Origin of the sequence: Rahnella sikkimica (assembly GCF_002951615.1) — a bacterium.
Lineage (GTDB): Bacteria > Pseudomonadota > Gammaproteobacteria > Enterobacterales > Enterobacteriaceae > Rahnella > Rahnella sikkimica.
Window position 1 is genome coordinate 1870859 of the sequence record NZ_CP019062.1, and the last position, 22297, is coordinate 1893155.

Consider the following 22297-nt stretch of genomic DNA (forward strand, 5'->3'; position numbering starts at 1 on the left):
AGATGAGAAGCCTGCGCAGAGCCGAGTTTCCGTGCAGGAATTTGGCGAGTATACCCATAGGCTTATTTCTTTATAATATTGTTTCAGAGATTCATATTCCTGAAACGAATATATGAAATGGGATAGTAAATCGATAAAAAAGCTAACCTTGCGGCAGTAAGGAAATTCCCGATCTGTGGCCATAAAAAAACCCGCCGCAGCGGGTTTTCCTCATTCCTGACAACAATACATTTATGACGGCTACGACTGCGGATCAACCGGCTGAACTTCCAGCGATACCATGCCGATCCCGAGTTTACGCGGCTGGAAACCACCGCTGGTGCCTTCGGTCGGTTCGGTCGGTTCAGGTGGCGTAATCACGATACTTTGTGCCGCTTCCGGGTTGGTGAACTGCACCTTCACAATGCCGTCCTGATCGCCGAAGGTCACAAACTGTTCCTGGTCGCCAACGCGCACGGAAACCGGTTTGTCGATGTTGTTGCCGTAGGCTCTGGCACGGATCACCACATCAAACGTCTCGGGCAGCGGTTTGACATAATCGATTTTCACCGACGGAGCCAGATTGGCATCCGACCAGCGTCCCCAGTTTTCCACCGAAGAAACGCCCGTAATCGCTTTCACCTGCTCGGGCAGGCCCGGCACCATAAACGCGATCGACGGCGACTGGTACGTCGTCGCTTCATCATCAATGTTCAGCGCAGCCAGCGTTTTCTGGTAAATCGCATTGCTGCCCGACGTATCTTTGGCGAAGTCGACTTTGCCTTTGAACGTATCGCCAGTGACCTGAACGATGGACGGCTTCGCACCGAGGTTACCGGACGCCACGCAAAGACCGGTATTAAGCGACAATTCCGGTGCCCAAACCCGGCCCATTTCATAACATTTATCGACCCACACGAAGTTATCGCTGGTCGCCAGTCCGGCAAGCTGTTTCTTGAGTGGCGTCGACAGATACACATCAAACATCGGCTCGATTTTTTCGCCAGTCACTTTCAGGATGAACGGCGTCTTAATAGTCATGCCGGAGAACGTGAAGCTGCTGTCTTTGTTGTTGACCGTGTAATTCTTGATGCTGTTCGGGAAGCCCCATTGCTTGATAACCGCCGGTTTCCAGGCATTCACTTTGTCATCAATATTGAGGAACTGCGCGGTCATGGATGTCGCAGAGAAACCGCTGCGCCCCAGGCCGATGTAATTATCACCGCCCATCATATCCAGCACCGTCGCACCGTTATCAAGGGTGCTGCGTTTCGCCGCGTTCAGCTCACCCACCGGTTTACGGCCATCGAGCACGAAGAACAGGTCCTTGCGGTTTTGCTTGGTCAGAATGTTATACGCGGTGTTGTTCATCGCCAGATGGTCTGAAGACACCACAATGAGGGTGTTATCGAAATAACCGGACGCTTTGATCTTGTCGATAAACGCCGAAATCAGCTCCTGACTACAGGATACCGCGCTCAGGGACTGATTGGATTTCCCGTTTACTTTATAGTCTTTGCGGGTGCAACCCCGGGAAATAAAGCCGTCCGGGTGATGCGTATCGACCGTCAGCGCAAACAGCGAGAAAGGCTTGCCCTCTTTGCTCAGCGTGATGAATTTCTTATAAACCTCGTCGAGCAGCGTGTCGTCATACCAGCCCCAGTCGTTTTTATACGCCGGATCTGCCACGGTCGGACGCAGTTCGTTGTAGCCGTAAAGATGATCAAAACCGTGAGATTTCAGGAACGTGCCTTTTCCGGCAAACGCCAGTTCCGCACCCTGATAGAAATAGTTGGTGTAACCCGCGCCTTTCAGCACATCGCCGAGACAGACGTTTTCCGGATAGAACGTGGCGAGCGCGCTGGACGCATTGCCATCAAACGGGGCAAACAGCGGGATACCGCACTGTGAAGCCACCATACCGGCGATGGTATAGCCGGTGCCGGGAACCTGTTTGGTATTGGTAAAATCAATGCTTTGCGCTTTATGGCGGCTTAGTTCGGTGGTCAGCCCCGGGAACACTTTTTCATCAAAATAAGTGCGTTCCAGACTTTCGCCATAGATGTAAACCAGGTTAGGCTTTTTCGCGCCTTTCACCACTTTTTCCGGCACTTTGTAATAGGTGTCGAAGTCCGCGCCATTGCCGGAGATCTGCGTTTTTACCAGGCGGGAAATATTTTGGAAAGCCTGCGTGGATCCGACCGAAAACACCGCCAGCACCACCGCCAGAACGCTGTACACCGCGCTGCTGTTTTTAGCGCGACGCTGTTTCAGCGCCCACGCCAGCACCGCAAATACGGCAATCAGGCCCGCAAGTAGACCCAGGAAAGGCAGAATATATTTGTTCAGCCCGGCGCCTTTCAGACTGCTGGTCACGGTGTAAAGCACCGCGTCGGTAATGCCTTCGCCAGTAAAATAGTTACTGCCGATCAGAATGACGTTAAGGATGACGTAAAGGCCGAGGAAAAACAGAACCAGCGAGAACCAGACACGGCTGGCCGACGCACGGGTGACGTAGAAAAAAATAGAGGAAAGAAATAAAACAAAAGAAATTATCTCAGAAACCATTTCAGCACCCTGTCTGATTAAACAATAAACGCTACGACCCATTTCTGCTGTTTTACGAGCAGCGCCGACGGTTCAACGCATCGAATGAATGGCCCGTTCGCCATTCACTTCATCCTTGATCCTTGAGACAGGAAAATTCATGCCAAAAACGGACAGCGTTATATAGCCCGTTGTCCCGAAGGGGTCAACGTTTAAACACTGCGTCAGGTCATTGATTCGTCCTAAAAAACTCATCTTTAACAAATTTTTGAGGGTTAACTCTGCATGATAACTCAGAAATTTAACTTTCTGGTCACCAATTTGTAAGAATTGCATGATAAGGGAATACTGTGAGCGAAATGTGGAGGAGGATTTGAAATTGAGAAATTCAGAATAAACCTTATGGGAAATGCCTTGCTGACCGTCACGCAATACGTGGCGGAGCAGCAAGGCAGAAGAGGATTAAATTCCGCCTAAATAGGCTTTTCTGACCTCCTGATTGTGGAGCAATTCTTCCCCGGTTCCGCTCAGCCGTATCTGTCCGTTGACCATCACGTAACCCCTGTCGGAAAGCTTCAGTGCGTGATGTGCATTCTGTTCCACCAGGAAGATCGTCATGCCGTTGCGTGCCAGTTCGCGCAGCGTCTGGAAAATCTGTTTAACGATGATCGGTGCCAGCCCGAGGCTCGGTTCATCGAGCAATAACAGTTTCGGACGGCTCATCAGCGCACGCGCTATCGCCAGCATTTGCTGCTCACCGCCGGACATGGTCATCGCGCGCTGTTTCCGGCGCTCTTTCAGGCGGGGAAATAAATCGAACATGGTTTGCAAATCTTCCGCCGCATATTTATTTCCCACAGGAATGGTGCCCATCAGCAGATTCTCCTCGACAGTCATATCGGGGAAAACCCGCCGCCCTTCCGGCGATTGCGCAATCCCCGCCGACGCCACAAAGTGCGTGGATTTACGGCTGATATCTTCTCCGCGAAACAGGATTTGCCCGCTCTGCACGCGCGGCTGCCCGAAAATCGACATCAGCAGCGTGGATTTCCCTGCGCCGTTGGCCCCGATCAGTGCCACTGTTTCCCCCTCGTGCACCTGCAACGACACGTTTTGCAAAGCCTGAATAGCGCCATAAAAAACATCGACATCTCGAAACTCCAGCATCGTATCGCTCATAAGCTGACCTCATCGTCTTCATCAGCGCCGAGATAAGCGGCGATCACTTTTTCATCATTCTGAATCGCCTGCGGAGCGCCTTCGGCAATTACGTCGCCGTGGTCGAGTACGATGATGTGATCAGAAATCTCCATTACCATCCCCATATCGTGTTCAATCAGCAGCACGGTAATGTCGTGATGATCGCGCAGAAAACGGATAATTTTGCTCAGCGTGCGTGTTTCAACCGGGTTCAGCCCCGCCGCCGGTTCATCGAGGCAAATCATTTCCGGCGCGGTACACATCGCCCGCGCGATTTCCAGACGCCGCTGTTGCCCGTAGGACATTTCCCCCGCCAGCCGGTTGGCGCAGTCCACCAGTTCCACCACCTCCAGCCAGTAAAATGCGCGATCCAGCGCCTGATTTTCCGCACGGCGGTAGCCCGGCGTATTCAGCACACCGGCAATCAGGTTGCGGTTAGTCTGCCTGTGCTGCGCCACCAGCAGGTTTTCGACGACGGACATTTCGCGGAACAGACGGATGTTCTGGAACGTCCGCGCCAGCCCGGCACGGTTCACCAGATGCGTTCCGCCAAACATTTTGTAGAATATCCGCTGCCCGAGCTGCGCCGGTTTCACCCAGTCACTGGCCTGGAATTTCTGCCCGAGCACCTGAATCACGTTGGTCGTACGCCGTTGCGTACTGAGTAAAATAGTGCCGCCGGTTGCCTTGTAAAATCCGGTCAGACAGTTAAATACCGTGGTTTTCCCCGCGCCGTTCGGGCCGATTAATGCGGTGATTGAGCCGCGTTTCACGTCCAGATTGACGTCATTGAGCGCCCGGATCCCGCCAAAATGCATCATCAGATGTTGCACGCTGAGAATGTTGTCACGTTTCAGAGTCTCATTCATGGCGCGACGCCTTTACGCACGGTAAACCCGCTGCGGCTGATGCGGATTAAACCGCGCGGACGCCAGATCATCATCACCACCATCAGCACGCCAAACAGCAGCACGCGGTATTCTGCAAAACTGCGCAACAGCTCCGGCGCAACGGTAAGGACAAACGCCGCCAGCACCACGCCGAGGGTCGAGCCCATCCCGCCGAGCACCACAATGGCGAGGATCAGCGCGGATTCAAAAAAGGTGAAAGACGTCGGGTTAACAAATCCCTGATAGGTGGCAAAAAATACCCCGGCAATACCGGCTGTTGATGCGCCAAGCGTAAACGCCGAAAGTTTTACCAGCACATGGTTAAGCCCCATGGCGCGACAGGCGATTTCGTCTTCACGCAGCGCTTCCCACGCACGGCCAATCGGCATCCGGGTCAGACGATGTTTGATAAACAGCACCAGCAGCACCACCAGAACCAGCACCGCGTAGATAAAAATAAACTTCATGTTCGGGTTATAGGTCAGATGAAAAAACTCATGAAACGGCACGCCGCCCTCTTTCGCCCGCCTGCCGAATTCCAGCCCGAAGAATGTGGGTGGCGGCGCGGAAACGCCGTTCGGCCCGCCGGTAAACGACAGCCAGTTGGTCAGCACCAGACGGATGATTTCCCCGAACCCGAGCGTCACAATAGCCAGATAATCGCCGTGCATCCGCAACACAGGGAAACCCAGCAGCGCACCCGCCAGCGCGGCCATGATCGCCGCCAGCGGCAACATTGACCAGAATCCGAGGCCGAGATACTGATAGCCGAGCGCCAGGCCATACGCGCCAATCGCGTAAAAAGCCACGTACCCGAGATCTAACAACCCGGCCAGCCCGACCACGATATTCAGCCCGAGCCCAAGAAGGACATAAATCAGCCCCAGAATAGCGACGGTCAGAATGTATTTCGTGGCCACAAAAGGGAAGAAAATCGCCAGCACCAGAATCAGCGGAATGACCCAACGCAGGTTACTTTTGTAATCCGGCGGACGCACATACACCCCGGCGCTGTCCGCCTCGAACCGCACACGCATTTTCTGCCCTGACGCCGTGTCCAAAAACGCGCTGAGCAGAAACCGCCCGAGCATCACCGCAGCGATAATCCACACCAGCCGCTGGCTGTGGAACGTAAAACTGTAGCCATCAAGCACAACGCCGACGACCGGGCCGAAAATAATCAGCGCAACCAGCCCGGCAAAAATGGCATCGAGCACACAACGTTTGAGCGAAAACCCGCTCCTCACCTCAGTTTGTGACGTCATTTTTTCCCCTCACACTTTCGTCACAACCGGACGACCCAGCAGGCCCTGAGGGCGGAAAATGAGGATCACCACCAGCAATCCAAACGAAAAGACATCTTTGTAATCCGAGTTCACCATGCCCGAGAACTGCGCTTCGGCGATCCCCAGAATCAGGCCACCCAGCATCGCTCCGGGCAACGAACCAATACCGCCCAGTACCGCCGCCGTGAACGCTTTAATACCGATGATAAATCCGGCGTAAAAATCAAACGTGCCGTAATTCATGGTGACCAGCACGCCCGCCAGCCCGGCCATCGCCGCGCCAATCATAAAAACCAGCGAAATAATGCGGTCGGTATTGATGCCGAGAATCGAGGCCATTTTGCGATCCTGCTGCACGGCGCGGCACATGCGACCGAGCCTGGTATTGCTGATAATCCACGACAGCACCAGCATCCCGACGAAAGAAGCCACCAGGATGAACAGCTTGGTGTACGTCATCTGCACGAAACTTTCGCCGATATGAAAACGCAGCGCGCCGTCCAGCATGGTCGGGATCCCCTGCTGGCGCGGTCCCTGACTGATTTGTGCGTAGTTTTGCAGGATAAGCGACATTCCGATGGCAGAGATGAGCGGCGCCAGGCGGGTGGAATTTCGCAACGGTTTGTAGGCAATACGTTCAATCGCCCAGCCATAAACGCCGGTCACCACAATGGTGAACACCAGCGTGCCGAGGATCAGCAGCGGAAAGGAATGCAGCCCGAAGAAGGAAAGCAGCGCCAGCGCGATGGCACACAGGTACGCAGAAATCATGTAAACCTCGCCGTGAGCGAAGTTAATCATGCCGATAATACCGTAAACCATGGTGTAGCCGATGGCGATCAAACCGTAGACAGCGCCGAGCGTGATGCCATTGAACAGTTGTTGCAGAAAGAATGAATCCATAAATACGCAGTCTCTTTTTGCGACCGCGTTCGCCGGAACGCGGTCTTTGTCTGATATGGTTTTATTCCTTCACTTCCTGATATTTGCCTTTGTCATCCCATTTATAAACTACGTAATCGGAAACCTTCAGATCGCCTTTGCTGTCCCAGGCTTTCTTGCCCATGACGGTATCGACGCTGTTGGCTTTTAGCCAGGCGCTGGCTTTAGCGGAGTCCGTACCGCCGGTGGCTTTAAATGCGGCGGCAATGGCCTGAACGGACGCGTAGGAGTAGAGCGTGTAACCTTCCGGCTCGAATTTACTGGCGCGGAATTTATCGATGACGGTTTTGCCATCCGCGATCAGACGCGGGTCTTTGCCGAAGGTCATCAGAATGCCGTTGGTGTATTGCGGGCCACCGGCAGCGGTCACCATTTCCTCATTGACGATACAGTCGCCGGAGAAGAAGGTCGCCTGAACGCCCTGTTCGCGCATCTGACGCACTAACGGACCGGCTTCCGGGTGGCAGCCGCCGAAGAACACCACATCCGGTTTTTGCGCACTGATTTTAGTTACCAGCGCGTTGAAGTCTTTTTCACCGCGCGACAACCCTTCGTACATCACCTCTTTCACGCCGCGTTTGTTGAGCGCCGCTTTGGTGGCATCCGCCAGCCCCTGCCCGTAGGTGTCTTTGTCGTGGATGATGACCACTTTTTTGGCTTTCAGTTTGTCGATGATGTAATCGCTGGCCACTAACCCCTGCTGGTCGTCGCGGCCACACATGCGGAACATATCACTCATGCCGCGTTCGGTGATTTGCGGGTTAGTGGAACCCGGCGTGATAGCGATAATTCCGGCGTCGTTATACACCTCGGAGGCAGGCATGGTGGAGGAAGAACAGAAATGCCCGACCACGGCCTGCACTTTGTCCTGATCGATTAAACGGTTGGCCACCGCCACCGCCTGTTTCGGTTCGCAGGCGTCATCGCCCTGCACCAGTTTAATTTTTTCGCCATTAATCCCGCCTGCGGCATTGATGTCTTCGGCAGCCTGTGTGGCGCCGTGCCAGTACTGATCACCGTAAGTTGCATTCGGCCCGGTAAACGGACCCGCGACGCCAATCACAATATCCGCACGCGCGGAGAAAGCGGTCACCAGACAACCAGCCAGCAACAAAGAGAGCGGACTTCTCATAAATTTCATCGACATCGTCATGATCCTTAGCACTGTGTTTGAGTAGAAACCTGAACTAAAAAGAAAATTCTGAAGCTTAATTTTGAAATTCAAAGCCGTTGCCAAAAGACGAAAAGTTTCCCGAGGTTGAATCAACGAATAGAAACTTAAGCAAAATATCTGCCAGTGTTTCCAAACCGCTGAGAATGTGTCGGGCTCTGTGAGTATAGATAGCGCTCAGCCCGCGTTACGGGCAACTGACAGAAACGACGACGGGATCACACCGCACTGCGCTGGTGCTGAGAAGCAGGTGAAAAAGAAGATAGCGAAAGCGTATGCACCAAAATGAACCGTGATAAATCAGTCACTCAGTTCACACAATTACGCCTGGTGACATTTTTATCCTTTGCTTCTTACGGCGGGTTGTTTTGTAATGCGGGCAGATGATTGCAACGGGAAACCACTGAACAATGAAGAAATTACCCTGCCTGACGGCGATCGTTCTGGCGATGACCTTAACCGGTTGCGCTGGCGATTATGTGATACACACCAAAGCCGGTGATCAGCTTTTCGCCCACGGCGAACCGGACCGAGACCGTGATACCGGCATGACCAGTTACACCGACATGAACGGCGATTATCATCTGATGAATACCAATGATATTGCGGGCATTGTGAAAAAATAAGCGCTGCGGTTTTCGTGATGCGAAGCGCAGATGTGCGCTAATTCTGGCAGCCGGCTGAAAATTCGTTATTATCTCCCCCCACTTTCCAGCCGGGCTGTCTGATGTCTGCGATTATCGATACTTTTATTGCCCCGCCGTGCCATGACGAGATAGAGATTCTCTTTCAGGACGCGCATCTGGTGCTCATCAATAAACCCTCCGGGCTGCTCAGCCTTTCGGGTAAAAACCCGCAAAACCTCGATTCGGTGCATCACCGGCTGGTTAAGATATTCCCCGGCTGCACCCTGATTCATCGTCTGGATTTCGGCACTTCCGGGCTGATGGTGATTGCCCGCAACAAGGCGATTAACGCTGCTCTCTGTCACCAGTTCAGCCAGCGCACCGTGACAAAAATGTACAGCGCACTGCTCTGCGGGCATCTGAACGACAACGAAGGGGTGATCGACGCGGCGATTGCCAAAGATCCGGCGCTGTTCCCGCTGATGTCGATTTGTGCGCGCACCGGCAAGCCCGCGCAATCGCGCTATCAGGTCATTGAACGCTTTGAGCAAAGGTTAGAAGACGGGACGTTACTGCCGTTGACGCGGGTGCAGCTCACCCCGGAGACCGGGCGCACCCATCAGCTGCGCATTCACTGCCAGCATCTGGGGCACCCTATTTTGGGCTGCGACCTGTATGGCGGCCGTCTGTTGGCGGGGACAGAACACACGCCCCGACTGATGCTCCACGCCAGCGAGCTGGATTTTATTCATCCCGTCAGCGGAGAACCGGTCAACGCGCGGTGTAACAGCCCGTTCTGAACATGCTATTGATTACATAGACAAACGTAAATCAACCCTTACCACATCAAATCATCAGGCACTTTAAAGTCAGCATACGGATCTTCTTCATCCTGCTCTTCCTGACTCAGCGCACTGTTTAATACGATACTGTTGGCATCCCGCTGGGCAATTTTATCGGCCACGATGGCGGGAATAATCGCGTATTCACTTTCACCCGTTTTCTCTGCAATCAGACGCGCAATAGCAAGACGCCCGCTGATCAGCTGAGCCTGCGTCGTCTTATCCACAAATATCTTTTTGATTAAATTGTTGTCGGTGAAGTTGAAACCGATATCACCTTTTGCAATATCAATTTTGTTCATTTCGATCAGCTGCTTCACCTGCGCTTTATATTCTTTCGATAACGCCGCTTGTTTTTGCTGTTCGTTGAGCAGCTTATCGCGCTCAAGCTGGGCTTTTTTATTTTCTTCCACAGCCGCTCTGGCCTCTCGAGCCTGAACGCGTGATTTTTTAGCCGTTTTTTCGACTTTGGCCATTTTTTTGCTGGTCACTAAACCCGCTTTAAGCAATTGCTCTTGTAAGGACAGTTTTGTCATTTTCGTTTCTAAACCCGTAAAATAATTTCAGGGATTATACCTGCAATTTTCGGGGCAGTGCCAGTTGTGACCGACTCTGAGTATTCACCACGCCCCATAGGGATAGGTTTTTCCTTTAATGAAATCCTGAGTCTTTTGGGTATAACTATATCCTTTAGAATGCTTAGTAATCCTTTTGCACACATCCAACTTATCGCCCGAGAGCGTTTGCAGCTTAATTACGGGTACCGGATAATTAGGATAATCGCCGACGTCCTGCAACCAGACCCTGACTTTTCCTTCCGGTGCCAGGCCGAACAACATCGTTTTATACCAGACCGTATTGCCTGAGCGGGCTTTGTGACTGGCAGGGGTTCGCATTTTCTCCCACACCTCCTGCGGGAAAAACAGGCTGGTTTCGTAGGTTTTCATGTCAATAATGGAATCCCAGCAGAACACCATATACTGCGGAGGATGGCTGGCTTTGTTGAAGTGGATTGAACTCCTTCTCACTTTTTCACTCCATTTCCCCACACTGTAAGGGTTGCTTTGCGTTCCGTCTAAGGTATTAAACGTATTCAGGTAGCCCGCCGTGTCGACAATCCTTACATGAGTCACCGTTGCGGGGAGTCCCTCTGGGGTGAAGAATGCAAATTCCCATTTTCCATAGGGCAATGACCAGTCACCTTCTGCGACCGGTGCCGAGCGACCCTGTGTTTGTTGTGCTGCCTGCGAGTGGCACCCGGTGAGGCTCAAGGCTAAAAGCAGAAAGGAAATCCCTTTTAAGACCATAGTTTTTTACCGTCCATGTTGTATACCGTGCGTAGAATTCGCAACTCACCACGCCCCATAGGGATAGGTTTTTCCTTTAATGAAATCTTTGATGTCCTGATCGTAGCCGTAAGTGAAATCACTTTTTGTTATCCCTTTGCACACATCCAACTTATCGCCCGAGAGCGTTTGCAGCTTAATAACGGGTACCGGATAATTAGGATAATCGCCCACGTCCTGCAACCAGACTCTGACTTTTCCTTCCGGTGCCAGGCCGAACAACATCGTTTTATACCAGACCGTATTGCCTGAGCGGGCTTTGTGACTGGCAGGGGTTCGCATTTTCTCCCACACCTCCTGCGGGAAAAACAGGCTGGTTTCGTAGGTTTTCATGTCAATAATGGAATCCCAGCAGAACACCATATACTGCGGAGGATGGCTGGCTTTGTTGAAATTCACGGTTCCACTCCGGCTTTTATCGCTCCAGCGACCCACAATATTGGGGTCTTGATGAGTTCCATCCAGCCTAGTAAATGTATTCAGATAACCGGCAGTATCGACAATCCGCACGTGCGTCACCGTCGCCGGTAACGCCTCAGGAGTCAAAAAAGCAAACTCCCATTTCCCATAGGGCAATGACCAGTCTCCCTCAGCGACCGGTGCCGAGCGACCCTGCGTTTGTTGTGCTGCCTGCGAGTGACAGCCGGTAAGGCTCAACACAAATAGCAGAGAGGTAATCCCTTTTAAGACCATAGTTTTTTACCGTCCATGTTGTATACCGTGCGGATCCAGTTCTCGTCCGGCCGGTTGGTAAAACTGATCAGCTCTGCCGGTGAGGCACCGCCCTGTAAGACGCCCTCCGCGTTTGAGACGACAGCGTTCCAGTTCGCCGAACAGTGAATATAGTCTCTGGCGATCAGGTCAATTTCATCCGGAGTAAAGCCTTTCTGAGTTGGACCATTACGGGTCGCTTTACCAGCCCTGATTGCCTGTGCGCAAAATGGGATAAGCTCAGCGGGTATTTGCAGTTCTGCATTAGTACTACGTATAGGTTCAAAAATAACGCCCGCATCCAGAGCAGCATCAAGCATGACTCTCAGCACCACCTTCGACCAGTCATTTTTCACCACCCTTCCGCGCAGGGTTAGCGCCGCATAACTGCGTTTTTGAAAGTTACCGTAACGATCCTGCGGCATCCGGTCGTCATACCATGTTTCAGGAGATACCGGGTTTGTACTCACGATAGGGGCAACAGTCGGCGCCGCATTTAAGATCTCTCGTTCATCTGTTGTCTGGCGGTAAATCTGAGTCTGCTCTCCCGGCGTTTGCAGCTTAACGGTTTCTACCCGGGGGCGGCTCAGGTAAAGATTCTCCTGTTCCTGAGGCAGATAGCCGCCACCGATATCCGAATGTACGCCGGGTAACGCCAGCTCCGGCCACGCCTCTTTTATGCTGTTGGAAGCAAAGTTAAAACGGCATTCATTCTGCGCTGTAATCTGGAACACTTTCTCTGCGATCCCGGGCCGCAGAACGATATTGACCTCACCGGTATCGGCTGTGTGCGGATTCAGGCCATTAGCAGGCGAACCGATGGCAGCAACGGTATCGAAGAGGCCGATAAAACGGTTTTTACCGGCAGGCATACCGTGATATTCCACATCACCGATCCCCTGAAGGATAGCCGTCACGATTGCGGCGTCTTCCGAGAAGACCCGGTTAGCGAAATGCCGTGCAGCAGCAGCCCCGCGGCTGAAACCGAAAATATCGAACTGCAGAGTTTTTATAACAATATCGTCATTCCCCGAGATGTTATCTTTGGCGGCAACAATTGCCTGAACCAGATTTGCCACTGCATCATCCGTTTTCGCGACCACCCCGGTATCTGATATTCCCAAGCCCAACCCCACGGTGCTGTCCGGGCTGCCGGCCTTAGTGCCAATCCCCTCAACATAAATTGCTCTTTGAACGTGCGTACTCTCAGATGAGAAGTTTTGTTGATACAACGTATTCAGCCAATGCACGTTGGTGTAATACCCGGTGTAACTGGTGGCACCAGAACCGGAAACACCCATTTGCCGTTTCCCGCATTGCGCTAATACCGACTGGGCATCTTTATCGCTTAAATCAAAATGCTCACTGTTACAGGCTTTCAGCATGTTTTCAGTATTTACCGCATTATTGCCCGTGCCGTCGAAAAACACGCCTATGGTCAGCGTGATTTCACGTTTCGGCTTTTCGTCAGATTGCGATGACTGTTCAGGCGTGTGTTTTAATTGGGAAGGTCGGACGACGGATTGCGTTTGTTCAGAACGTCTGGCGGACTGTGCATGCTGTTCGGGTTCTTCGCTATCGTCAGTGCGCGGGTTTTGCCAGCCATCAAAGCCGTCTGTTTCAGGAATTATTGCCGCTTTCTTTTCATAACCATTTTCGATGGAAGGAATAAAGTTCGCCCCGCAGGGACAAGAGCTATTGCTGTGCAACGTTCCCGCCAGCAATAAACCTTCATTGCGACGTTTGGGCAATCCGCCAACGATTTCAAACTTTCCGGGGAATTTACCGCAGGTGACTTTATCGCCAACGCGTGCTCCGGGCATGCCGTGAAAACGCAGCGTAGCGCTCCCGCTTATAATCTCGCCGCCACATGTCGTTTTATCGCCGATTCTGAGAAAAAATCCCTTTGCCATAGTGAATGTCCTTTTATTTTCATTTAGATAAATGAAATCGAGGTATCACTCTACGCCTGGCAATTTGAGATATGAAATACGAAGTCAGAGGTGGTTTTGCATGAACTATTTGTGCGCTGAATGGTTCCAGAAAAAAGGGGTTCATGTTTAACATGACCCCCTTTAATAACGGCTGTCAGCTCAGCGGCTGAACTTCATACGGTCATCCGGAATTAAATCCCGTTTTCAGCAATATCCATCGCAAAGTACGTCAGGATAATATCTGCGCCTGCACGTTTGATCGCGCCGAGGCTTTCGCGCACAACGGCGCGTTCGTCGATGGCACCGGCCTGTGCGGCGAATTTGATCATCGCGTATTCACCGCTGACCTGATACGCCGCCAGTGGCAAACGCGATGCTTCGCGAATATCACGGATCACGTCCAGATACGCACCCGCCGGTTTGACCATCAGCGCATCGGCGCCTTCCTGTTCGTCCAGCAGTGACTCGCGCACCGCTTCGCGGCGGTTCATCGGGTTCATCTGATATTGTTTGCGGTTGCCTTTCAGCACGCTGCCGCCCGCCTCGCGGAATGGCCCGTACAATGAGGACGCGAATTTGGTTGAGTACGCCATGATTGATGTATCAATAAAACCGGCTGCGTCCAGCGCGCTGCGGATGGCCTGCACCTGACCGTCTTGTGCGGCGGAGGGCGCGATAAAATCGGCACCGGCAGCAGCGGCAACGACGGCCTGTTTGCCCAGATTGATGAGCGTCGCGTCATTATCCACGCCATGGTCATGCAACACGCCACAGTGGCCGTGCGAGGTGTATTCGCAGAAACAGGTGTCGGACATCACAATCATTTCAGGCACGGTGTCTTTACAGATACGCGCCATACGGGCGACCAGACCGTTTTCATTCCAGGTGTCGCTGCCGGTCGCATCCATGTGATGCGAAATACCGAAAGTCATCACAGAGCGGATACCGGCGCGGGCGTAGCGTTCAATTTCAAACGCCAGACGCGATTCGGGAATGCGCAAAACGCCGGGCATCGCTTCGATGGGTACGTATTCAGAGGTCTCTTCTTCTACGAAAATCGGCAGTACCAGATCGTTGACGCTGAATTCAGTTTCCTGAAAAAGAGTGCGCAGGGATTCGGACTGTCTCAGGCGGCGAAGGCGTGAGCTCGGGAACTGATTCGACATGAAAACTCCTAAAAATTAATCTGTTGCGCTGATATTTTTTAGAAACAGGAGCGCAGACAGTTCAGACGGCAGGAGGCAATGCAGCGCCGTCAGACGATGAAGCCCGCATTTTATAATAACTTTTAAACAAATGATGAACTTTCCGTGAGGGGATGTAACAGAGGCCGCATTTTTGGAAAGGCGATCCCCATTCAGGGGATCGCCGGAAAGTGTTATCCCAGCTTAATTTCCCTGTCCGCGGAGGCAATCGTCGAGGGCCGGTGCGCGATAAATATCCGCGTGATATCCAGCTCGCTTATCGCCTGATTGATACGCGCTTCATTGTCGAGATCCAGATGGCTGGTGGCTTCATCGAGGAACAAAATGGCCGGACGGCGATACAACGCACGGGCGATCAGCAGCCGCTGTTTCTGGCCGCCGGACAAACTGCCACCCAGTTCGCTGATCAGCGTTTCGTAACCCATCGGCATCCGTTCAATGTCGTCATGAATGTTGCAGCGGCGTGCGCAGTCCATGATCCGTTCTTCGTCCTTTGTCTCGTCAAAGCTGGCGATGTTCTCGGCGATAGAACCGGCGAAAAGCGTATCCTCCTGTAACACACAGGCGATGCAGCTGCGGTAATTGTTCAGCCCGGCGGTGGTGATATCCATGCCGTTGATCAGAATGCGGCCTCCGGTTGGCGGGAGTAAACCGGTCATGATTTTCATCAGCGTGGTTTTCCCCTGCCCCGACGGCCCGGTGATCGCCACGCTTTCTCCCGCCGCCACCGACAGGTTCAGGCCGTTAATCAGCGGCGCGGAAAGGCTGTCGTACTGAAAGACCAGATCGCGTACGTCCAGCGACGCCGCTTCGCCCGCCCGCAGCAATTCACGCTCCGGCAGGGACTTCTCGGTCTCCGTCAGCGCAATATCCGCGATACGGTCGCGATGCAGTGAAAGCATCCGCAGCTGTAACACCATGTTCAGCAGGTTTGCCGCGCGTTCGGAAAATTGCCCGCGATAGGTATTGAACGCGACGAACATCCCGAGCGTCATGTGCCCGTCAATTACCTGCGTTGCGCCCAGCCACAGCAGCGCGACCTGGTCGAGCGTGGCGATCAGCGTGTTCCCGCCGGTAAACATCATTTCAAACTTAGTTTTACGCACCGTCGCATTGGCGTTATCAATGTTCAGATTGAGCCAGAAGTTGGCACGCGCTTTCGATAATCCGAGCGCTTTCAGCGTGCTGATGCCGTACAGCGTTTCCATAAAATGCGAACCGGCGCGCGCGCCTTTCACGATTTGTTCTTCTGAAACCTGACGATAGGCATTGTACGTCGTGAGACGAAACACCACGTAAACGGCGGTAAACCCGAGGATCACCCAAATCAGCCAGCCGCCGTACAGCACCATCATGACGATCAGCCCGACCGACATAATGCCGTCGATAATGCTGTTGACCACGTTGGTGGTCAGCGTGGTGCGTAAGGTATCGAGCGAGGTAAAGCGCGACTGAATATCGCCGAGTTTGCGCTTTTCGAAGTAGTCGAGCGGCAGTTTCAGCAGGTGGTCAAACAGTCGCGCTTTCCACTGCACGTCTATCAGCGTACTCATAACCAGCGACGTCCAGGCGCGCAACAGACTGACGCCGGTGCGGAAAATAATGAAGAACAGCAAACCGAGGCAAATCAGCGTCAGCAAATCCGGATCTTTCGCCGGGATCACGTGGTCCATCACCAGCTGCATCCCAACCGGCAGCAGCAGGTTGACGGATTCAATCATCAGTGACAGGCAGAAAATCTTGGTCAGCGCAGGCATCAGGCCGCTGACGTTGCCCATCATTTTGCGCAAGTCCAGCCGGACGTGCGGTTTTTCACGGGTGAAACCGTTGTCCGGCCACAGCTCGAGCGCAACGCCGGTGAAGTGCTCCGACACTTCGCGCATACCCAGCGAACGCCGCCCGAACGCCGGGTCATGAATAATCACTTTGCCCTGTCTGACGCCGACCAGCACCACAAAATGGTTGAGATCCCAGTGCAAAATGCACGGCGTTTTCAGGGCATTCAGTTCGTCGATGTCCAGCTTCAGCGCGCGGGATTTCAGTTCATTGGCGGTGGCAATATCCATCAGCGTGCGCAGCGTTGCGCCGCGCGACGAAATGCCATAGCGCTGACGCAGGCTTTGCAAATCAACGTGTTTGCCGTGGTAGCCGCACACCATCGCCAGACAGGCCAGCCCGCATTCGGCGGCTTCGGTTTGAATGATTTGCGGCACCCGTTGGCGCCAGCTGAAATGCAGGCGGTCAGCCAGCTCGCGTACGTTATCGAGATTCATTGATTGGCCCCACCACGCTTTTCTTCATGCTGTAATACGGAGACAACATCCACTGATACAGCGGCCTTTTCTCCAGGAATAAGGTTGATTCGGCTTTCATGCCGCTGGATAAATTCAGCGTTTCGCCGTGCCAGTTCATGGCTTTTTTATCCAGTGAAACAATCACTTTGTAATAGGGTCCGCTGACCGTACCGTTGGCCGTACGCGGCGCACTGGCGTAGGTATTCAGCTCCTGTTCAGAAACGGGCGCAGAAGAAATCGATTCGACCTTGCCGGGAAACTGGCCATATTTTTCAAACGGATAGGCTTCATAGCGGATGTTGATATGTTCACCGGCTTTCACGTAAGGCACGCTTTCATTCGGCAGCCACGCGACCAGAAAGAACGGGGAGTTTTTAGCAGGCACCAGTTGCGCCAGGCTGTCACCGGCGTTCACCATCTGACCCGGCGTGACGCTCAGCGAAGAAATCTTGCCGGACGTCGGCGCGGTGATCAGCAAAGAACCTTTCGCATCGGCCTGCGCCAGCTGGCGTTCCAGATCGTTACGCTGATAGCCATATTGTGAAATCTGGTTATCAAATTCGGCAGCGCGCGTGACCAGTTCGCTGCGCAGATTGGTGATCTGTAAGGCTTCCTGAATTGCCTGCGTGTTCAGGCTCTGGAACGAGGTTTGTTGCTGATAATACAGGTATCGCTGGTTGTTCAGCTGGTCGGTATTGATCAGCCCTTTTTTCTGATACGCGCCGTAGTTCTGCATACTTTTTTTCATAGCATCCAGCCCTTCCTGCGCGGAATCCACCATGCTTTGTGACACCTGATGCGCCTTCTGATACTGATCGAGTTGCTGTTGCAGGTTATCCAGCGTTTCCTGCTTATTGTGCTGAAGCTGCACAATAATGGCGTCAATTTGCTCACGTTGTTTTTTAATGGCAGCCAGCGTGGTGGTGCTGACATTCCCCGCCTGCGTCACCCGGCTGACGTCGATTTCATACAGCGGCTGGCCTTTCTTCACCGGTTTCCCGGTATCTACATACAAGCCGGTAACCACGCCCTGTTCCGGGCTGAATAAATTGATGCTGTGCGGCTGCGTAATAATTTCACCGCTGACATTAATTCGCCGGGTGTAGTTTGCGAAGATTAGGAATATCAGTAAGGCCAATATAAAAATGGCCGTCAGTGAAGTCACAATCCATAAAGGCCAGCCGGCGAGCAATAAAGCCTTTCCCGTCCAGTGGTTTTGCTGATGATCATTCACCTCTTTGCGAAACAGCATATTTTGTGATCCGGAAAAACAGAATCCCGAAAAGATAGCAGCCACAAAACCGCCTGCCACCGCGATTACTCTGAAACAGAGCAATCCTTTATTTTCATGATGAAATTTTCACCTCTGCAAATTATCAGGCAGATAGCATGTCAGTCGTAAGGAATTATTAATAATGAAAGTGAGCAAGCCTGATTTTTGTTCTAAAAATAAAATAACCCAGACTCAACGCAGCATTAATTTTATTTTAAAACAAAAAGTTAACCACAAATTATCACTTAGGAGATTATTCCTAGTCAAATTTCCGTCGTGGTGCTCTAGGCTTAATCCCCGTGAAGACATTGCGTAGAAATTATCTCCATAGCATTACTCAATGTTTTCATCGCCCCCGGATTATCGGGGACTTGCTTTAACAGATTAAAAGGAAGGCCTAAGATGAAACAATTAACAGAACATGATATTGAAATGGTTAATGGTGCGGGTTGGTCGGAAGATATCAATAAAGTTGCCGATCGCCTCTCAAACTTTGGTCAGGACGCGGTAAGTGACACCAGTAATGCGGTGAACAAGGTGTATTCACAAATTTCCGATGGTCTTGCTAAAGCACAGAACTATCTGACAACCTAGTGATTAAAGGTTATTCAGCGTAATTCAGGCCCCGCTCTCGCGGGGCTTTTTTATATCTAAACCGTTAAACGCCGGATTTCGTTTTATCCGTTTTCACCATACTGTTTTTCAGCTTACCGACCAGTTCCTTGCGGAAATCGCCGAGTTTGGGTTTATCCCCCTCCATCCACGGCAGCGGACGGCACAGTTCCATGGTTTTGATCCCCAGACGCGCGGTCAGCAAACCGGCACCGATACCCTGCGCAGCGCGGGCAGAAAGACGCGCAGCAAGATCCTGCGACATCCAGTCCATGCCCACTTCGCGCACCAGCTCGGACGCCCCGGCAAACGCCATATTCAGCAGCACCAGACGGAATAACCGGATGCGGCTGTAATACCCCAGTTCGATGCCGTAAAGCACCGCAATACGGTTCACCAGACGCAGGTTTCGCCAGGCGATAAAGGCCATATCCACCAGCGCCAGCGGGCTGACGGCGATCATCAGCGCAGACTCTGCCGCGGAATGGCTGATTTCCCGGCGTGCCTGCGCATCCAGAACCGGCTGAACTAAGCGGGCATAAAGCTCAACCACTTCGCGGTCGTTTTGCGTTTCATGCAGTGATGCCTGCCAGCGCTGCAATGCCGGATGGCTGTTGTCCAGCCCTGCCTGTGCGGCCAGTTTTTCGCAGAATGCGCGGCCCTGCCCCAGCCCGTGGCTGTGCAGTAAATCCCGCGCCACGTCACGTTCATCAGCGCGCTGGCGCAGGCGATAAAGACGTCGCCATTCAGTCGCCACGGAGCCCACGCCCGCGACGATAATCAGGCCGCCCGCCGTACAGACACCGAGCGCCACCCAGTCCTGCTGAACCCACGCCTGATGCACCCATTGCACCCCCTGCGCGACGACGCTGATGCCCAGCACCGCAACGCCAAGCCGCACAATTTTGCCCCATAAACTGCGGCGCGGTTTGAGCGCACGGTTGATTACGGCTTCGGCTTCGCCCTCTTCCTGCTCTACGTCGGTTTCGGCGGTCACCGGAATAAAGCGCTCTGAAATCATTTCGTCAAAGGCCAGCGCCGGTTTGATCACCGGATCCGCAGGCGCTTTTAATTCCGTTTCAAAATCGATACGCGGTTTTAACGGTTCGCTCATCGCATTTTATCTCCCAGTAAAAACTCCATCACCGCATCCAGACGGATGTGCGGCAACGGCGTGTCCACGCTCATTTCGCGCGGACGAAACTCGTCAAAATGAAAACCCTGTTTTTGCCAGAACGCCGCGCCCGGCAAACGCGCAGGCACTTCGCCGGGGAACACCGTCAACGGCCCGCCATCCTGTAAACGGTGGCCTTTCAGCGCGGGCAGGCTTTGCCCCTGATATTCCACCCTGCCGGTTTCGGTCGCCTGAACGGAAGCCAGCCCGGCGCAGTCCATGCTGATACCTTCGAAGGCCGCATTTTGCCAGGCTTCCTGCACCAGTTGCTGCAACAGCGAAACCAGATTCGCATGCTGATCGCCGGTAATGTGGTCGGCTTTGGTGGCTGCAAACATAAGTTTGTCGATGCACGGATTAAACAGGCGGCGGAACAGCGTGCGTTTGCCGTAGTGGAAACTTTGCATCAGCTGCGTCAGCGCCAGACGCATATCGTTAAACGCCTGCGGCCCGCTGTTGAGCGGTTGCAGGCAGTCCACCAGCACAATCTGGCGGTCAAAGCGGACAAAGTGTTCTTTATAGAAACCTTTCACGATGTTCTGGCAGTAATAATCAAAACGCGCGCGCAACATGCCAAGATTGCTGTTTTTATCCGCCTGCGCCAGCTGGGCGTCGCTGTACTGATGCATTTCCGGCCACGGGAAAAATTGCAGCGCGGGCGCACCGGCCAGATCGCCCGGCAGGACAAATCGCCCCGGCTGAATGAAGTGCAGACCTTCGGTTTTGCAGCGGATCAGGTAATCGGTATACGCCTGCGCAATCGCGCCCAGCAGATTTTCATCGGCGGGTGCCAGCGGGTCACATTGCTGGCACAGTTCCAGCCACGGCTTCGCCCATTCAGCGCGATTGCCCTGCAACAGCCCCGCCATCTGGCGTGACCAGTCGAGATAATTTTGCTCCAGCATCGGCAAATCCAGCAGCCATTCGCCCGGATAATCGACAATTTCCAGATACAGCGTCGAGGTCTCTTTGAAGTGGCGAAGCAGGGAATCGTTGGAGCGGTAACGCAGCGCCAGCCGGATTTCACTGACACCGCGCGTCGGCGTCGGCCACGCGGGCGGCGTGCCGTAAAGTGACGCCAGACCTTCATCATAAGCAAAACGCGACACGCCCAGATCACGCTGCGGAACGCGTTTCACGCCGAGCAGACGTTCTTCCCGCGCGGCCGAAAACAGCGGCAAACGTGCGCCACTGTGCATGTGTAAAAGCTGGTTAACGAATGCGGTGATGAAGGCCGTTTTCCCGCTGCGGCTTAAACCGGTAACGGCGAGCCGCAGATGCCTGTCCATCCCGCGATTGATCAGAGAATTAAACTCGTTTTGTAGTCTTTTCATTGCTCTCCCTAGCGTAGCGCCCAAACAGCGCGGTCAAAATTCGTTTAAATAACGGTTCTAATAGTAGTGCCAAAACGTACCGGAGTGGACCTTTTCCCACCACGCCCAGCACACGCGCTGCCAGCCCGGCCGGGCCAAAGGTCAGCGCCAGCGTGATAACCACGCTGAGAATTTTGGAAAACCCGCTGCGCTTACCCGGCAGCGGGGAATTCAGGTAACGGGCCATAAGGTTTCCTTAAGCGGACGTGAGGGAAAAAATAGCAGCCGGAGCGATGTCCGGCGGCCAGAGGCGTAGTGAAGAATTGGGCTAAAGCTGGCGGAAGCGGCTGCGTACGCCAAAAGTTTCTGAGGTGACGTAACGTTCAACCTGGCGCAAACGCTGCTCGCTGGCTTTCAGCTCGCGATCGGCTTCATCCAGTAAACTGCGCGGCGATGGCGCAGTGTCTTCGTCATATTCGCTGGCCGGAACCGGATCCAACACGTAACTCAGAATGATGTAAGCCACCAGTGTGAACATGAACAGGCCGAAAAACACCGACAACACCGCCATGATGCGCAGGAGTTTGACCGGTACGCCGAGATAATGCGCAAGCCCGGCCAGTACGCCTTTCACCACGCCCTCTTCCGGCACGCGGTAGAGTTTTTTGTCAGACAAATGCGTCGCCATTATGATTGCCTCCAGCCCGGATGTTCGGCGTCCAGAATTTCTTCCAGCGCCTGAATACGCTCGCGCATGCGCTGCGCTTCATGTGTCAGGCTTGAGAGATTTTGTATCTCGTGCTGACTGAGCTGACTGCCATTTTGCTGGCGGTTGCTGTAGTGAAGCCATAACCAGACAGGCGCCACGAATAAAACGAAAATAGTCAGCGGAATTGCTAAAAACAGGAAGCTCATTATTTATCCTTAATTCTGATGAGTCTTATGGGTGCGT

Annotated in this window: 21 protein-coding genes; 3 read left to right on the forward strand and 18 right to left on the reverse strand. The window is 53.2% G+C overall.

Features of this window, described 5'->3' with window-relative positions:
* Positions 1 to 240: 240 nt before the first annotated feature.
* The 6 genes from opgB to BV494_RS08500 all read right to left on the reverse strand — a co-directional run bounded on the left by opgB (position 241) and on the right by BV494_RS08500 (position 7991).
* Positions 241 to 2547: a phosphatidylglycerol--membrane-oligosaccharide glycerophosphotransferase gene (gene opgB / locus BV494_RS08470; protein ID WP_104922474.1), complete on the reverse strand. Its 2307-nt coding sequence runs from the start codon at positions 2545 to 2547 to the stop codon at positions 241 to 243.
* 441 nt (positions 2548 to 2988) lie between these two features.
* Positions 2989 to 3705 carry an ABC transporter ATP-binding protein gene (locus BV494_RS08480; RefSeq protein WP_104922476.1) on the reverse strand — a complete coding sequence of 239 codons (717 nt, stop codon included), beginning with the start codon at positions 3703 to 3705 and terminating at the stop codon, positions 2989 to 2991.
* Positions 3702 to 4595 carry an ABC transporter ATP-binding protein gene (locus BV494_RS08485; RefSeq protein WP_104922477.1) on the reverse strand — a complete coding sequence of 298 codons (894 nt, stop codon included), beginning with the start codon at positions 4593 to 4595 and terminating at the stop codon, positions 3702 to 3704. The genes BV494_RS08480 and BV494_RS08485 overlap by 4 nt, the downstream gene beginning before the upstream one ends.
* A complete protein-coding gene (livM, locus tag BV494_RS08490; protein ID WP_104922478.1) occupies positions 4592 to 5881 on the reverse strand; it encodes a high-affinity branched-chain amino acid ABC transporter permease LivM in 1290 nt (429 codons plus the stop codon). Before livM ends, BV494_RS08485 begins: the two co-directional genes overlap by 4 nt.
* Before the next feature lie 9 nt (positions 5882 to 5890).
* The gene (locus BV494_RS08495; protein ID WP_104922479.1) at positions 5891 to 6805 is read right to left on the reverse strand and encodes an ABC transporter permease subunit; all 915 of its coding nucleotides are present in this window, start codon (positions 6803 to 6805) and stop codon (positions 5891 to 5893) included.
* Between the two features lie 61 nt (positions 6806 to 6866).
* Positions 6867 to 7991, reverse strand: coding sequence for a branched-chain amino acid ABC transporter substrate-binding protein (locus BV494_RS08500; protein ID WP_104922480.1), 1125 nt, complete (start codon positions 7989 to 7991; stop codon positions 6867 to 6869).
* A gap of 434 nt (positions 7992 to 8425) precedes the next feature.
* Here BV494_RS08500 and BV494_RS08505 point away from each other — a divergent pair, with 434 nt between their 5' ends.
* On the forward strand, positions 8426 to 8641 hold the full coding sequence (locus BV494_RS08505) for a YgdI/YgdR family lipoprotein (protein ID WP_104922481.1): 216 nt from the start codon (positions 8426 to 8428) through the stop codon (positions 8639 to 8641).
* Positions 8642 to 8742: 101 nt separating this feature from the next.
* The gene (locus BV494_RS08510) at positions 8743 to 9441 is read left to right on the forward strand and encodes an RluA family pseudouridine synthase (RefSeq protein ID WP_104922482.1); all 699 of its coding nucleotides are present in this window, start codon (positions 8743 to 8745) and stop codon (positions 9439 to 9441) included.
* Between the two features lie 38 nt (positions 9442 to 9479).
* Here BV494_RS08510 and BV494_RS08515 read toward each other — a convergent pair whose 3' ends face one another.
* From BV494_RS08515 to BV494_RS08545, 7 genes are all read right to left on the reverse strand, one after another.
* Positions 9480 to 10019, reverse strand: coding sequence for a DUF2058 domain-containing protein (locus tag BV494_RS08515; RefSeq protein WP_104922483.1), 540 nt, complete (start codon positions 10017 to 10019; stop codon positions 9480 to 9482).
* 84 nt (positions 10020 to 10103) lie between these two features.
* A complete protein-coding gene (locus tag BV494_RS08520) occupies positions 10104 to 10790 on the reverse strand; it encodes a DUF2931 family protein (RefSeq protein WP_104922484.1) in 687 nt (228 codons plus the stop codon).
* A gap of 45 nt (positions 10791 to 10835) precedes the next feature.
* Entirely contained in the window at positions 10836 to 11522 is a 687-nt protein-coding gene (locus BV494_RS08525; protein WP_104922485.1) for a DUF2931 family protein, read from the reverse strand.
* Positions 11513 to 13453, reverse strand: coding sequence for a type VI secretion system family protein (locus BV494_RS08530; RefSeq protein ID WP_104922486.1), 1941 nt, complete (start codon positions 13451 to 13453; stop codon positions 11513 to 11515). Before BV494_RS08530 ends, BV494_RS08525 begins: the two co-directional genes overlap by 10 nt.
* 212 nt (positions 13454 to 13665) lie before the next feature.
* A complete protein-coding gene (hemB, locus tag BV494_RS08535; RefSeq protein ID WP_104922487.1) occupies positions 13666 to 14640 on the reverse strand; it encodes a porphobilinogen synthase in 975 nt (324 codons plus the stop codon).
* A 212-nt stretch (positions 14641 to 14852) separates the two neighbouring features.
* A complete protein-coding gene (locus BV494_RS08540) occupies positions 14853 to 16952 on the reverse strand; it encodes a peptidase domain-containing ABC transporter (protein ID WP_104922488.1) in 2100 nt (699 codons plus the stop codon).
* A complete protein-coding gene (locus BV494_RS08545) occupies positions 16939 to 18225 on the reverse strand; it encodes an HlyD family secretion protein (RefSeq protein ID WP_255414950.1) in 1287 nt (428 codons plus the stop codon). The genes BV494_RS08540 and BV494_RS08545 overlap by 14 nt, the downstream gene beginning before the upstream one ends.
* A gap of 423 nt (positions 18226 to 18648) precedes the next feature.
* On the opposite strand from BV494_RS08545, the gene BV494_RS08550 reads away from it, so the two are divergent.
* Positions 18649 to 18840 carry a chemotaxis protein gene (locus BV494_RS08550; protein ID WP_104922489.1) on the forward strand — a complete coding sequence of 64 codons (192 nt, stop codon included), beginning with the start codon at positions 18649 to 18651 and terminating at the stop codon, positions 18838 to 18840.
* A gap of 64 nt (positions 18841 to 18904) precedes the next feature.
* Here BV494_RS08550 and BV494_RS08555 read toward each other — a convergent pair whose 3' ends face one another.
* The 5 genes from BV494_RS08555 to pspB form a co-directional block, all read right to left on the reverse strand.
* Positions 18905 to 19972 (reverse strand): YcjF family protein, encoded by a 1068-nt coding sequence (locus BV494_RS08555; RefSeq protein WP_104922490.1) that lies wholly within the window; start codon positions 19970 to 19972, stop codon positions 18905 to 18907.
* The gene (locus tag BV494_RS08560; RefSeq protein ID WP_104922491.1) at positions 19969 to 21366 is read right to left on the reverse strand and encodes a YcjX family GTP-binding protein; all 1398 of its coding nucleotides are present in this window, start codon (positions 21364 to 21366) and stop codon (positions 19969 to 19971) included. The genes BV494_RS08555 and BV494_RS08560 overlap by 4 nt, the downstream gene beginning before the upstream one ends.
* On the reverse strand, positions 21341 to 21592 hold the full coding sequence (locus BV494_RS08565; RefSeq protein ID WP_104922492.1) for a phage shock protein PspD: 252 nt from the start codon (positions 21590 to 21592) through the stop codon (positions 21341 to 21343). The genes BV494_RS08560 and BV494_RS08565 overlap by 26 nt, the downstream gene beginning before the upstream one ends.
* A gap of 81 nt (positions 21593 to 21673) precedes the next feature.
* Positions 21674 to 22033 carry an envelope stress response membrane protein PspC gene (pspC, locus tag BV494_RS08570; RefSeq protein WP_104922493.1) on the reverse strand — a complete coding sequence of 120 codons (360 nt, stop codon included), beginning with the start codon at positions 22031 to 22033 and terminating at the stop codon, positions 21674 to 21676.
* Entirely contained in the window at positions 22033 to 22260 is a 228-nt protein-coding gene (gene pspB, locus BV494_RS08575; RefSeq protein WP_104922494.1) for an envelope stress response membrane protein PspB, read from the reverse strand. The genes pspC and pspB overlap by 1 nt, the downstream gene beginning before the upstream one ends.
* Between the last annotated feature and the right edge of the window lie 37 nt (positions 22261 to 22297).